This is a genomic window from Rhodoferax sediminis (genome assembly GCF_006970865.1).
GTDB lineage: Bacteria > Pseudomonadota > Gammaproteobacteria > Burkholderiales > Burkholderiaceae_C > Rhodoferax_A > Rhodoferax_A sediminis.
Map to the genome: position 1 here is coordinate 1945804 of NZ_CP035503.1, position 13994 is coordinate 1959797.

12 protein-coding genes and 1 pseudogene are annotated in these 13994 nt (G+C 62.9%); 10 read left to right on the forward strand and 3 right to left on the reverse strand.

Annotated elements, in window-relative coordinates; genetic code table 11:
* Positions 1–15: 15 nt before the first annotated feature.
* From glmM to EUB48_RS09400, 5 genes are all read left to right on the forward strand, one after another.
* Positions 16–1350 (forward strand): phosphoglucosamine mutase, encoded by a 1335-nt coding sequence (gene glmM / locus EUB48_RS09380; RefSeq protein WP_142818628.1) that lies wholly within the window; start codon positions 16–18, stop codon positions 1348–1350.
* 91 nt (positions 1351–1441) lie between these two features.
* Entirely contained in the window at positions 1442–1912 is a 471-nt protein-coding gene (locus tag EUB48_RS09385; RefSeq protein ID WP_142818629.1) for a hypothetical protein, read from the forward strand.
* 103 nt (positions 1913–2015) lie between these two features.
* The gene (locus tag EUB48_RS09390; protein WP_142818630.1) at positions 2016–2699 is read left to right on the forward strand and encodes a hypothetical protein; all 684 of its coding nucleotides are present in this window, start codon (positions 2016–2018) and stop codon (positions 2697–2699) included.
* Between the two features lie 130 nt (positions 2700–2829).
* Positions 2830–3342: a GNAT family N-acetyltransferase gene (locus tag EUB48_RS09395; RefSeq protein WP_142818631.1), complete on the forward strand. Its 513-nt coding sequence runs from the start codon at positions 2830–2832 to the stop codon at positions 3340–3342.
* The gene (locus tag EUB48_RS09400; RefSeq protein WP_244618384.1) at positions 3339–4127 is read left to right on the forward strand and encodes a hypothetical protein; all 789 of its coding nucleotides are present in this window, start codon (positions 3339–3341) and stop codon (positions 4125–4127) included. The genes EUB48_RS09395 and EUB48_RS09400 overlap by 4 nt, the downstream gene beginning before the upstream one ends.
* Positions 4128–4142: 15 nt before the next feature.
* Here EUB48_RS09400 and EUB48_RS09405 read toward each other — a convergent pair whose 3' ends face one another.
* The gene (locus EUB48_RS09405; protein ID WP_142818632.1) at positions 4143–5039 is read right to left on the reverse strand and encodes an NAD(P)-dependent oxidoreductase; all 897 of its coding nucleotides are present in this window, start codon (positions 5037–5039) and stop codon (positions 4143–4145) included.
* A 322-nt stretch (positions 5040–5361) separates the two neighbouring features.
* On the opposite strand from EUB48_RS09405, the pseudogene EUB48_RS09410 reads away from it, so the two are divergent.
* From EUB48_RS09410 to EUB48_RS09425, 4 genes and pseudogenes are all read left to right on the forward strand, one after another.
* Positions 5362–7146, forward strand: a pseudogene (locus EUB48_RS09410) (PhoX family protein).
* A gap of 76 nt (positions 7147–7222) precedes the next feature.
* A complete protein-coding gene (locus tag EUB48_RS09415; protein WP_142818633.1) occupies positions 7223–8071 on the forward strand; it encodes a GNAT family N-acetyltransferase in 849 nt (282 codons plus the stop codon).
* A 160-nt stretch (positions 8072–8231) separates the two neighbouring features.
* A complete protein-coding gene (gene ppk1 / locus EUB48_RS09420) occupies positions 8232–10337 on the forward strand; it encodes a polyphosphate kinase 1 (protein WP_142818634.1) in 2106 nt (701 codons plus the stop codon).
* A 5-nt stretch (positions 10338–10342) separates the two neighbouring features.
* Positions 10343–10804, forward strand: coding sequence for a SixA phosphatase family protein (locus EUB48_RS09425; protein ID WP_142818635.1), 462 nt, complete (start codon positions 10343–10345; stop codon positions 10802–10804).
* A 96-nt stretch (positions 10805–10900) separates the two neighbouring features.
* On the opposite strand, the gene EUB48_RS09435 is transcribed toward EUB48_RS09425, so the two are convergent.
* Positions 10901–11239: a hypothetical protein gene (locus EUB48_RS09435; protein WP_244618385.1), complete on the reverse strand. Its 339-nt coding sequence runs from the start codon at positions 11237–11239 to the stop codon at positions 10901–10903.
* 59 nt (positions 11240–11298) lie between these two features.
* The gene (gene ppx / locus EUB48_RS09440) at positions 11299–12798 is read right to left on the reverse strand and encodes an exopolyphosphatase (protein ID WP_142818636.1); all 1500 of its coding nucleotides are present in this window, start codon (positions 12796–12798) and stop codon (positions 11299–11301) included.
* 138 nt (positions 12799–12936) lie between these two features.
* Here ppx and pstS point away from each other — a divergent pair, with 138 nt between their 5' ends.
* Positions 12937–13971, forward strand: coding sequence for a phosphate ABC transporter substrate-binding protein PstS (gene pstS / locus EUB48_RS09445; RefSeq protein WP_142821181.1), 1035 nt, complete (start codon positions 12937–12939; stop codon positions 13969–13971).
* Positions 13972–13994: the final 23 nt, after the last annotated feature.

The window sequence follows — 13994 nt, forward strand, 5'->3', positions numbered from 1 at the left end:
GGGGAGTACACACCAATGACACGCAAATACTTCGGCACCGATGGCATCCGCGGCACCGTGGGCCAGCCGCCCATTACGCCCGACTTCGTGCTGCGCCTGGCGCACGCCGTGGGCCAGGTGCTCAAAAAATCCGAGGCGCGCCCCACGGTGCTGATCGGCAAGGACACCCGCATTTCCGGCTACATGCTGGAGAGCGCGCTCGAATCGGGCTTCAACTCTGCCGGTGTCGACGTGGTGCTGCTCGGCCCCTTGCCGACGCCCGGCGTGGCGTATCTCACGCGGGCGCAGCGCGCGAGCCTGGGCGTGGTCATCAGCGCCAGCCACAACCCCTTCGCCGACAACGGCATCAAGTTCTTCAGCGCGCAGGGCAGCAAGCTGCCCGATGCCTGGGAGCAGGCCGTGGAAGTGGCGCTGGGCGAGGCGCCGGCCTGGGCCGACTCCGCCTCGCTGGGCAAGACGCGCCGGCTCGACGACGCGGCCGGCCGCTATATCGAATTCTGCAAGAGCACGTTCGCGCACGAGCTCACGCTCAGGGGCCTGAAGATCGTGGTCGATGCGGCCCACGGCGCGGCCTATCACATCGCGCCCAAGGTGTTCCATGAGCTGGGCGCCGAGGTCATCGCCATCGGCTGCGCGCCCGACGGCCTGAACATCAACCAGGACGTCGGCGCCACGCACCCGCAGGCGCTGGTGCGCGCCGTGCGGGACAGCCAGGCCGACTACGGCATCGCACTCGACGGCGATGCGGACCGCCTGCAGCTTGTCGATGCCACGGGGCGCCTGTACAACGGTGACGAGCTGCTGTACCTGATGGTGGCCGACCGGCTGGCGCGCGGCGAGCGCATCCCCGGCGTGGTCGGCACCCTGATGACCAATATGGCCGTGGAAGTGGCGCTCAAGGCGCAAGGCCTGCAGTTCGTGCGCGCCAGGGTCGGCGACCGCTACGTGCTAGAGGAGCTGGAGCGGAACCGCTGGCTGCTCGGCGGCGAAGGCTCGGGCCATCTGCTGGCGCTGGACAAACACACCACCGGCGACGGCCTGATCTCCGCCCTGCAGGTGCTGCAGGCCTGCGTGCGCAGTGGCCGCAGCATGGCCCAGATGCTGGCCGAGGTGACCCTGTTCCCGCAAACCCTGATCAACGTGCGGCTGCAGCCCGACCAGGACTGGAAAGCCAACGTCCGGCTCGCGGCAGAAACCAAAGCCGTCGAAGCCGAGCTCGACAACACCGGCCGCGTGCTGATCCGCGCCAGCGGCACCGAACCGCTGCTGCGCGTGATGGTGGAGGCGCGCGATGCGGGGCAGGCCAAGGCGTGTGCGCAGCGGCTGGTAGAGTCGGTGAGGGCGGGGTGATTGTTGCCGGGGATATGTGGGTTGTTAGTGATAGCCTGCGGCTTAGGTAGGTTGGAAAACACGAATAAAATGCAAGGAGGTTATGCCAGTCATGAATCAATACACCCGCCTGACTGGCATGCCGCGCTTTGTTCGCAGCATGGTCACTGTTGCGCTGCTATGCCTACCACTAGCATTGTTGGCTGAGATCATTGACCCGGAAACATTGATACAGAAGAACGGTTACCAATCAGTGCAGATAGGGGACGATGGAAAAATGCCCTTCTATTCGTTTACCGAACGAACGGACCCCGCAAGAATAGCGACCCTGGAACGAGAGATTGCTTTACTTCCCAAGGACGAAAAAATATTCAAGTCCTGCGATTTCGTGCGCGGCGGGACAAAGGCGAAGCTAATCGAATCGACGAGGAAAGCCATTGACGTTGTTGTCTCAAATTACGGCTACAAGGGCGCAACAGTGGCGTGCTCACTCAAATTCATGTATGGCGGTGAAGTTGGTACACAGCTTATTTACATGAAGACCGCTCGGGGCTCGACGTATATGGTGTTTGTCACGCACTGAGGCGGCAACATCATGAACTCATCCTCCGGCCGTTCTATCGATGGAAGTGTATCGGCAAGTCTGCGAATTCTCGTTAACGTTTCATTGTGAATCACTGAGTCCAATGCTCCAAGTCTGCATTGAATTGCTTAGAGGCGCGTTTACTCTAGTGGCGGTTGCCTTGGGTTCGTCCATTGCGCTTCGGGTCTACTTTCGTCAAAAAGAGTATGAACTTGTAAAGCAAAGATATCTTGAAGGGGGAGTAGACGTCGTTGCGGCAGAAATTGAGTCTGTACTTGGCGTGGTAAGCCACAACTGGGCCCGCTGCCTTCAGGTGTGCAAGTCATTCAGAGATACTGCTGAAAACTTTGACATTAAGGAGCTTGAGCGTGGTTTCTTGGACCTTGACAACTCAAAGTTCCAACAAATTGCTCATCTTCGGATCAGCTCGTTACTTCAGTCTCAGGTTGTATGGAATACATTTCAGTCCGCAATGGCCTACGCTTCTTCGGCAAATGCCATGATTACGAAAGAGATGCCTGAAGCGATGCGATTGCGTTGTACAACTGGTCGAATTGCCGTCAGTCATGGGAGCATGGCAGACACAATGTTGGTCAATCTTCAGGAGCTTCACAACGACGGTTTCAGGTACACCCCGCTAATCCGTGAACTTCACGCGCTAAGCCGAATGCTGGAGGCGGAGAAGCTGAAACTCAAAGCGGTTGCCCAGTTCTCGACACGCCCGGAGGTTCAACACCTGATTGAGCGTCTGCGGACCGCTTTCCCGGATCAAGAGAACTATAGCTAGTATTGGATGGTCGCTCCCTACTTCCGTTCAGGTGGAAACATTACGGTGAGCTGGCGCTGTCTGGTCATAGTGATTGCTATCAATTAACTAGCATATATCGCATCATTCTAAAGGGTTAGAAGCTCATTTCATGCCCCTTTCTGCTGCTTTCACCGTCGTTAAGGTCGACTACGCCAATCCCACCCACGCCCAAGCGCTGGTTACGCTGCTCGACGCCTACGCGCGCGACCCGGCGGGCGGCGGCGAGCCGCTGAGCGATTTCACCAAGGCGAACCTTGTGCGTGAGTTGGCAGCGCGGCCGCAGGCCTTCAGTGTGCTGGCGTTCGACGGCGCTGATGTCGAAAGTGCCTCGCCGGTCGGGCTGGTGAATTGCATCGAGGGCTTCTCCACCTTTGCCTGCCGGCCGCTGGTCAATGTGCACGACGTGGTCGTGGCTGCCAGCCACCGGGGACGGGGCGTCGCGGCGCAGATGCTGGCCGAGGTGGAGCGCATCGCGCGCGGGCGCGGCGCCTGCAAACTCACGCTCGAGGTACTGTCCGGCAACGACGGCGCGCGCAGACTGTACGAGCGCGTCGGCTTTGCCGGCTACCAACTGGACCCGGCCATGGGGCAGGCGCAGTTTTTGCAAAAGTGGCTGGCGTGAATTTGCGCCCACGCCAGCATCCACGCAAAACTCGCAACAAGGGCAGCCGGGCCGCTGTGGCTCTGGCGCTTGGGGCCGCCTTCCTGGCGGGTGCGAGCCCGGCGCGGGCCGACGATGCCGTACCCGCAGCCGCCACGCCCTTCAAGCTCACGGCCGGCCTGTATTCGATGTCGGGCGGTGGCTTACCTGCTGGCTTGGGGCTGGACCTGAACCTGCGCTACACCTCGGGACTCGGTGATCTCTGGCTGGGCTGGTTTCGCTCGCCGGTGCTGGAGGTTTCGCAGCCGCGTGCGGGTTGGGACCGGACCTACGATTTCGGGGTGGTGCGTTTCATGCCATCGCTGCAGGTGGCCTCGGGCGGGTTCTGGGGCGGCGGCGTGGGGCTGGAGACCGGCGACACCTGGTTTGCCGGGGCCGGGCTGGGCCGCACCAATTTGCGCAACTACGCCAATCTCAACTTTGACCCGAACGATGCCTGGATGCTGTGGGGCGGCTATCGCTGGAGCCAGAGCCGGTCGCTGTCGCTGCAGGTGGTGCGCGACAACCGGCAGAACCCGAGCCAGCAAAATGTGCACCTGCTGTACCGCACGCCCGTGGCAGACCAGCGCCTGCTGACGCTCGATCTGCTGGCCAAAACCGGGCTGGTCGACGGCGTCCCCATTCACCGCCTGGGCCTGTCGGTCACCTACGACTGGCACCAGTACTTTGTGCGGCTGGCCTATGACCCCCAGGTGAACTTCACGCCGCAAGACATGTGGCGGCTGTCGGTGGGCTCGCGGTTTTAGTTCAGCTCGCCGGCGTCAGGTGCGTGGTGCAATCCGCGCGCCCGTGAGTTGCTCCTGTGCGCTCACCAGCGCGGGCACGAACTCGCTGCCGTAGCCGAGCGCCGATGCGGTGGCCAGGCTCTGGTGCACGGCCTCGCCGACGAGGGACGGTACGCCATTCTGCTCGGCCAGATGGGTGTAGTAGCGCAGGTCCTTGCGCGCATTATCGAGTTCGAACCGGAGGCCGGTGAAGTCGCCGCCCAGGGTCTTCGCCATGGCCTGGAACAGGCCGGAGTTGACGGCGCCGGCGCCGATCACGCTGACGAGCTGCTGCAGGTCCACGCCAGCCTTGGCGCCCACGGCAAAGGCTTCGGCGGTGGCCGTGCAGATGGCCTGGCCGACAAAGTTGTTGAGCAGCTTGATGACGTGGCCGGCACCCGGTCCGCCCACATGGAAGATGTTTTCGCAATAGGCCTGCAGCACCGGCTGGATGCGCGCGAACACCTCGGGATCCGCGCCGACCATGGTATTGAGCTTGCCGAGCTCGGCTTCTACTGGCGAGCGTGCGAGTGGTGCGTCCACCAGCGTCGCGCCGTGCTCGCGGCACAGGGCGGCCAGCCGGGCAGTGGATTCGGGCTCGCTGGTGGAGGTGTCGATCACGATCAGGCCAGCCCTGGCATTCGACAGCACGCCGCCCGGCCCGGCCAGGGACGCTTCCACCTGTGGCGAGCCGGTCACGCACAGGATCACCACGTCGCAGGCACCAAGCCCGGCCGCACCGAACACCTGCTTGGCGCCAGCGGCCAGCAAGTCGGCCACGCGGTCCTGGTTGCGGTGCACCGTGAGCGACATGGCATAGCCCTTGGCCAGGAGGTTCTTGGCAACGCCATGGCCCATGAGGCCGGAGGCGCCGATAAATCCGATGTGTTTCATGGCAAGAATTCCCTCGTTGGTGTCGGACAAGCCAATCATCATACCTTTAGCTCACGGCGCGGCGCGGTGTGCCTGCAAGGCGTACTTTGAAAGCGAATTTGCGGCTTGTCACACAAATGCCGCCAAATTGACACAGGCGCGTCACTGCGGGCGTTCAAGCTTCCCGGGTCGAACAGCAGCGGGAATGAAAATGAGCAAGGGTTTTCGCAAGTGCTTTGAGCCGGATGACGGCGTGAACGACGCGCCCAACCCGTCCATTCACGAGGTGGATAGCGGTCGGCGTCACGTTTTCAAGTGCACCACGGCCGCCGTGGCGTTGCTGATGGGATCGCACACCTGGGGCGCGAGCGCGGGCACCGGCAAGCCGCTCGGCTTTACCGGCGTGCCGGTGTCGGTGGCAGACACATTGACCGTGCCCGTTGAATACGAGGCGCAGGTGTTGTACCGATGGGGAGACGCCATCGGGTCGGCGGCGGGATCCCCCGTCTTCGAGTCCGACGGCTCCAACACCTGGCAGGAGCAGTCGCTGCAGGCGGGCATGCACCACGATGGCATGGAGTTTTTCGCGCTGGACCAGGACCCGCGGCACGGCCTGCTGGCCATCAATCACGAGTACACCGACGACGGCCTGCTGCACCTTGACGGCATGAAGACCTGGAGCGCCGACAAGGTGCGCAAGTCTCAGGCGGCGCACGGTGTGAGCGTAGTCGAAGTGGTGGAGCGCGCCGGCGTCTGGCAGGTGATGCCGCATTCGATGTACGCGCGGCGTATCACAGCCAGCACGCCCATGCGGCTCAGCGGCCCGGCAGCGGGCCACGACTTGCTCAAAACGGCTGCCGACCCGTCGGGCACGCGCTCGCTCGGCACGCTCAACAATTGCGCGGCGGGCCAAACCCCGTGGGGCACCTACCTGGCCTGCGAGGAGAACTGGAACGGCTATTTTTCCTCGCGGCCAAACCCCGGTGCCGACGAGCTGCGCTACGGACTCGGCCCCAACGGCTGGGGCTACCGCTGGCACGAACATGACGAGCGCTTCGACGCCGCCAAGCATCCCCATGAGCCGCACCGTTTCGGCTGGGTGGTGGAGATCGACCCGATGGACCCGACCCAGACGCCCATCAAGCGCACCGCGCTGGGCCGCTTCAAGCACGAGGGCGCAACCACGACCCTCAGCAAGGACGGCCGCGCGGTGGTCTACATGGGGGACGATGAACGGTTCGAATACATCTACAAGTTTGTCAGCCGCGACCGGGTGGTGCCGGGCGGCTACCAGGCCAACCGCCAGGTGCTGGACCACGGCACGCTGTACGTGGCGCGCTTCGATGCGCAGGGCCATGGCCGCTGGCTGCCGCTGGTGCATGGGCAAAACGGCCTGAGTGCCGAGCGGGGGTTTGCCAGCCAGGCCGAGGTGCTGATCCGCTGCCGCCAGGCCGCCGACGTGGCGGGCGCCACCAAGATGGACCGGCCCGAGTGGATCGCCGTGCACCCGCAAACCGGCGAAGTGTTTGTGACGCTCATCAACAATGGCCAGCGCGGCCAGCCGGGACGCGGCGCGGATGACGCTAATGCGCGCGGCGACAACATCATGGGTCACATCATCCGCTGGCGCGAAGGCACAACGCAGCACGGCGACGCGGGCGCTGGCGAGTTTCGCTGGATGCACTTCGCGCTGGCGGGCGACCCGAATGCCGAGAAAGCCGGGCACCGCCGCGCGATCCTGGGCGACATGTATGGCTGTCCGGACGGTCTCAAGGTCGATGCCGGGGGCCTGTTCTGAATCCAGACCGATGTTTCCACCTCGGCCCTGCACCAGGGGGCCTACCGGGGCCTGGGCAACAACATGATGCTGTGCGCCGACCCGTCCACGGGTGAGACCAAGCGGTTTCTGACCGGCCCATCGGGCTGCGAGATCACCGGCATCACCTTCACGCCGGATCGCCGTGCCGTATTCATCAACATCCAGCACCCCGGTGAGACGGCCAGCGAACGCAGCGATCCCGACCGGCCGCAAACGGTGAGCCGCTGGCCGGATGGACCTGCGGGGGGACGCCCGCGCTCTGCCACCGTGGCCATCCGCCGCAAGGATGGCGGCATTGTCGGCACCTGATGCATTTCCCAAGCCCCGCCCTCCGGGGCTTTTTTACAACTGAATGAAGCATTGAAAACTGTTGAAGGAGTGAAAAATGAAAGAACTACCGACCCCGACCTTTGCACTGTCTCCGATCTCCCTGCCCAGGGGGTCACTTCATCGACGCAATCTGCCGGTTGATGATGCGCAAAGCCGGGCCATCGTTGAGACGGCACGCAGCGGCATCTCGGTGTCGTGGGCCCGCCATCAGGACGAAGTCCGGCAAGCGCAGCGGCTGAGGTTCAATGTCTTCGCGGGCGAAATGGGCGCGCGGCTGGACACGCCGCTGGCTGGGCACGACATGGACCTGTTCGACGACTACTGCGAGCACCTGCTGGTGCGCGATGAGGCCACACGGGAAGTCGTGGGCACCTACCGGGTGCTGACACCGGCCCAGGCCCAGCGCGTCGGCAGTACCTACAGCGATCTGGAATTCGACCTGACACGGCTGCGCGGTCTGCGCTCGCGCATGGTGGAGTTGGGCCGCAGCTGCGTGCATGCCGATCATCGCCACGGCGGCGTGATTCTGGCGTTGTGGGGGGCGCTGGCCGAGTTCATGGTGCGCAACCGGCTCGACACCATGATTGGCTGCGCCAGCATTCCCATGCTGCACAACGGTGCCATCAGTGGCGACGCGGCGGCCAGTATCTGGCACCAGCTCAGGCAGACCCATCTGGCGCCGGTCGCAGACCACGTGCTGCCACGTTTGCCGCTGCCCGTCGACGAGCTGGACGGCACGCTCGATATAGAGCCTCCTGCGCTGATCAAGGGCTATTTGCGCCTGGGTGCCAAGGTGCTCGGCGCGCCGGCCTGGGACCCCGACTTCAACACGGCCGATCTGCCCATGCTCATGCGCATTGCCGACCTGCCGCCGCGCTACCGAAAACACTTTCTGGGGGCCTGATGGGAGCTATCACCTTCGATTTGTTGGGCGCATGGGGCCATGGCTTTGCGCCAGATCAGGTTTGGCGCAGGACGTTGTCACGCATTTGTCATCAAATCGGTAAATACTGTCATAAACAGGCTTTTGATGACCCAATTTGTTTGATTCGCCCCAGCCCAAGATGAATTCCAAGGTCGTTGCCCGCCAGCCTGCAGCAGCCGAACCCCCTGCCGTCCCGCTCCTCGATCGGGACCACAGCATTCTCGCGTTCAACGAGCGGGTGCTGGACTGGGCGCGCCGACCCCAGGTGCCGCTGCTGGAGCGGCTGCGTTATTTGTGCATTGTTTCGTCCAATCTGGATGAATTTTTTGAGATTCGTGCCGCGCCGCACCTGGCGGCATTGCAGAGCGCCGAACACAACGGGCCCTACACGGTGGCGTCGTTCGAGGCGCTGGCCGCCGCCGCGCATGACCTGGTCGCGCGCCAATACGCGCTTTACAACGACGATCTGACGCCCGCGTTTGAGAAGCACGCCATCAAGATCATCGCGCATGGCGACCGCAACGTCGTCCAGCGGCAGTGGGTCAAACAGTACTTTGAGCGCCAGGTGCGCCCGCTGCTCATTCCCGTGGCGCTCGATCCGGCGCACCCGTTTCCGCAGGTGGCCAACAAGTCGCTGAACTTCATCGTGCGGCTTGGCGGGCGTGACGCCTTTGGCCGCGAGAACGACATCGCTATCGTCAAGGTGCCGCGCGTGCTGCCGCGTCTCATCCGCATGCCGGGTAAGGTGTCGGGGGGGCGGGTCCTGTTCCTGTCGTTGTCCAGCGTGATCCGTGCCAACCTGGGAACGCTTTTTCCGGGACGCGACGTGGGGCAGTTTTCGCAGTTCCGGGTAACGCGTCACTCGGACCTTGCCGTGGACGAAGACGACGTGCAAAACCTGCGCACCGCGTTGCGCCTGGGCCTGGAGCACCGCCACTACGGTCAGGCGGTGCGGCTGGAGGTCTCGACGGGGTGTTCCGAGTATCTTGCAAGTTTCCTGCTCAAGCAATTCAACTTGCCGGCGCTGGCGCTCTACCGCGTTCATGGCCCGGTGAACCTGGCGCGGCTGGCGCAACTGATCGATCTGGTCGACGAACCCGAATTGCTGTTTCCACCCTTCAAGCCGTCCTATCCCGCGCAACTGGTGCCTGGCCAGTCTTTTTTTGAGCGACTCAAGCAGGGGGATGTTTCGATTCATCACCCGTTCGAGAGTTTTGATGCGGTTCTTGCCTTTTTGCGCGAGGCCGTGCACGACCCGCAGGTGCTGGCCATCAAGCAGACGTTTTATCGAACGGGCGTGGAGTCGGAACTGATGGACCTGCTGCGCGAGGCGGTGCGCCGCGGCAAGGAAGTCACGGCCGTGGTGGAACTCAAGGCGCGCTTCGACGAGGAGGCCAACATCAACTGGGCGGAGATGCTCGAATCCATTGGCGCCCAGGTGGTGTATGGCGTGGTGGGCCTCAAGACGCACGCCAAGATGCTGCTGATCACGCGCCGGGAAGGCAAGAACTTCAAGCGCTATGCCCATCTGTCAACCGGCAACTACAACTCGCGCACCGCGAAGCTGTATACCGATGTGAGTTACCTCAGCGCCGATCCGCTGCTGACGGCTGACGTCGACAGCGTGTTTGTGCATCTGGCGAGCCAGAGCAAGCTGCCCAAACTGAACCGGCTATGGCTGGCACCATTCCAGTTGCAGCGCAAACTGATCGAGAAGATTGATTCGCTGGGCGAGGGCGCGGCCCAGGGCAAGGCGTCGCGCATTGTCGCCAAGATGAACGCACTGACCGACGAGGCGCTGGTCCTGTCGCTGGTCAAGGCCTCGCAGCGCGGCGTGAAGATCGACCTGATCGTGCGTGGTGCCTGCACGCTGCCGGCGCAATTGCCCGGTGTTACCGAAAACATCCGGGTGCGCTCGGTCATCGGCCGGTTTCTGGAGCATTCCCGCGTCTTCTATTTCCGCTGTGTGGAAGAAGAAGAGCTCTACCTGTCCAGTGCCGACTGGATGAACCGCAACATGCTGCGGCGGGTTGAGCTGGCCTGGCCGGTGAGCGACCCCGTCATTCGCCAGCGCATCATCGATGAATGCTTGGTGGCTTATTTGCACGATGGCCGCGATGCCTGGGATCTGGGGCCGGATGGCACCTACACACGGGTCGGTGCGGCAGGAGGGCACACGGGACACAGTGCGCAGGCGGCGCTGATGGCGCGTTACGCGGATGGGGACGCCGCCAGCGGCGAGTAAACACCATGGATCTGATCCTGTGGCGTCACGCCGAAGCCGAACAATGGGTGGAAGGCTGCAATGACCTGGAGCGGTCGCTGACGCCGCGCGGCGAGAAGCAGGCTGCGCGCATGGCCACCTGGCTGGACCGGCAGTTGCCCGAAGGCGCGCGGATTCTGGTCAGTCCGGCACGGCGGGCCGAGCAGACGGCGCTGGCGCTGGGGCGCAAATACAAGTTGCGGCCCGAACTCGGCCCGGGTGGCACGCCTGCGCAATTGCTGGAACTGGTGCAGTGGCCCGCCAACAAGTCAACCGTGCTGGTGATCGGACATCAGCCCACGCTGGGGCAGACTATCTCGCAATTGCTGGCACTCGGGGCCAGCGAGTGCGTGATGAAAAAGGGCGCGGTCTGGTGGCTGCGCCATCGCGACCGCGAGGGGCAGTCCCAAACCGTGGTGGTGAGCGTCCAGTCGCCGGAAACCCTTTAAGGCAGCGAAGGGCCGCCCCGAGCAAGTTCAGCCCCCTCGGGGGGCAGCGCAGCACACGCAGTGGCAAGCGTGGGGCTGGTAACAGGCGATCGGAGATCAGGATTGGCTGGGCCGGCCGGTCTTGATGGCCGGAACGGCTTCCAGTGCGGTGAGGAAGACTGCATCGGGCAGGGCGGCCAGGGCTTTGATGCCGGCACGCAACACTTCGCTCTTCTTCACGGGATGGGCCAGTTTGGCGGCACGCTGCTTCAATTCGTCGAGCACGCCATATTCGATCTTGGGGATGGTAAAACTGTCGCGCACCAGCTTGGGCTTCCTGGCCTTGGCGGGCTTGTCGGCGGCCTTGGCGGGACTTGCCACCGGTTTGGCCGGGATCTTTTTGGGACTTGCGGAGGCTGGTTTTTTGCTGGTGGCGATTTTTTTTGCGGTGGGCATAGGAGGATTCTGATTAAAACCGTATATACAGTTTATACGGTTTAAATCGCCTCGGCAAATCAGCAGCCCGCGAGTTGCAGGGTCCAGGGCGTTTTCTGCCAGGCTGCCACCTCTTCGCGCAACAGGTGAGCCGATTGCGGAAAGGCCTCGGCCCAGCCCGGGCGGCAGGCCAGTACCAGCCGGTGGTCGGCGTCGGGGTCTGCCGCGAGCCGCATGCCCTTCAGGTCGGGATCGCGCCGCGCATGGCAAAGAATGACGGCAAGGCGCAGGCACAACAACTGGCGCACGAACAAGGTGTCTTCGAAATCCACTTCCAGCTTGCGCAGCTTGCCGCGGTGCCCCAGCACGAGCAGGCTGAGGCGGTGAAGTTCGGGCAGGGCAAAGCCCAATGCATCGATGTTGTCCAGAATGTAGGCGCCATGTTTGTGATAGTCGCTGTGTGAAATCCGGCAGCCAATTTCATGCAGTTGGGCGGCCCAATCCAGTTTTCGCAAATTGCTGCCGGGGCCGGCAGTGGCAGGCCCGCCCTGCAATTGATTGAACAAGTGGCAGGCGACCTTGCCGACGCGCTGGGCCTGCGCGGTGTCAGTTTCGAACTTGTCGACAAGGCGTTGAACAGTGGCCGAGCGGACGTCGGTCTGCGTCTGCTCACGGTCCAGCAGGTCGTACAGGACGCCATGCCGCAACGCACCCTGGGCGGCCTGCATCTTGTCGATGCCAAGCAGGTCGAAGACGGCGCGCAAAACGCTGACACCGCCGCCGATGACGGCGCGGCGATCTTCCCTGATGCCGTCCAGCTGCAAGCGGTCGGCGCTCTGCGCCTTCAGCAGTCGGGCCAGCAGCCAATCCAGACCTTCGCGCGTGACGGACCCGGCCGGCCAGCCCGCTGCAGTCAGCGCGTCGCCTACGGCGCCAATGGTGCCCGAGGAGCCATAAGCCACCTCCCAGGCATCGCGCCGATAGGCGTTGAGCGCTTCATCGAGCACTGCTTTGGCGGCGATTTCCGCCATCTGGAACGCATGGGCGGTGAACTGGCCGGTGGAGAAGTGTTTCATTGACAAGGTGACGCTGCCGACGCGATATGACTCCACCACGCGGGCGTCAAACGCGCGGCCCAGAATCAACTCGGTGGAGCGCCCGCCGATGTCGACCACCAGGCGTTTTTCGTCGGATTGGGGCAACAGATGCGCCACGCCCTGGTAAATCAGCCGGGCTTCTTCGCGCCCCGAAATGACGTCAATCGGAAACCCCAGTATTTCGTGGGCACGCGCCAAAAATGCGTCACGGTTGCGTGCTTCACGCAGGGTCTGCGTGGCGACCGCGCACACCTGGCCCCGCTTGAAATCTGCCAGTCGTTCACCAAAGCGTGCGAGACAATCCCAGCCTCGCTGCATGGCGACGGAGGTCAGGTTGCGCTCGGCATCCAGGCCGCTACCTAACCGGACCGTTTCCTTCAGGTATTGAACCCGGTGAATCTGTCCGCCCTCGAAGCGGCCGATTTCAAGGCGAAAGCTGTTGGAGCCCAGGTCCACAGCGGCGAGTCGAGTTCCGTTTTGCATTGTCTGGCCTGATTGATTGCTGGTCAGCATAGCATTCACGCCCGTTTGTTTGCCTGGGATTTTCTGTCACACCATTGTCATATCGGCGTCTTAAAGTCTGCGCATCTCCTAACCAACCTGAGAGGTCTTTTCATGACGATGAAGTTCAGCACGACGATGATCAGCCTGGCGGCTGTGTCCTTTATGTATGCCATGCCTGCCAGTGCGCAGAGCGTGACCGGCGCCGGGTCCACTTTTGGCGCCCCCATCTATGCCAAGTGGGCATCCGACTACAACAAGATCACAGGCGTCAAAATCAACTACCAATCCGTGGGTTCGGGCGCGGGCATTCAACAAATCGACGCCAAGACCGTCGATTTTGGCGCTACCGACATGCCGCTCAAGGACGAGGATCTGGCAAAAAAGGGGGAAATGCAATTCCCGACGGTGATCGGTGGCGTGATCCCCGTGGTGAACGTCAAGGGGATCGCGCCGGGGCAGCTGAAACTCAACGGCCAGGTTCTCGGTGACATTTACCTGGCCAAGATCACCAAATGGAATGACCCGGCCATCAAGGCGCTGAACCCGACGCTGGCTTTGCCGGACGCCACCATTACGCCGGTTCGCCGCGCTGATGGTTCGGGTACGACGTTCATCTTCACCAACTACCTGAGCAAGGTCAATACCGAATGGAAGACGAAGGTGGGCGAGGGCACGGCGGTGAACTGGCCGGCCGGCGCGGGTGGCAAGGGCAATGAAGGGGTCGCCGCGTTCGTGGGCCGCTTGCCCAACTCGATCGGCTACCTGGAATACGCCTATGTGAAGCAAAACAAGATGACGTATGCGCTGATGCAAAATGCCGCCGGCAACTTTGTGTCGCCGGACGCTGCGGCCTTCAAGGCGGCTGCCGCGGGCGCGGACTGGACGAAGAGCTTCTACCAGATCCTGACCGACAAGCCGGGCAAGGATTCGTGGCCGATCACGGGTGCCACGTTCATCCTGCTGCACAAGGTGCAGGACAAGCCGGCTCAAGGCGCGACCACGCTCAAGTTTTTCGAATGGGCCTACCAAAACGGTGACCAGGCAGCGGACAGCCTTGACTATGTTCCGCTGCCTGCGAGCGTGAAGGCGATTGTCGAGAAGAGCTGGGGCGAGATCAAGGACGCATCGGGCAAGGTCGTCGCTTACAAGTAAGCAGGAAAATCGGGTCTTCTCAA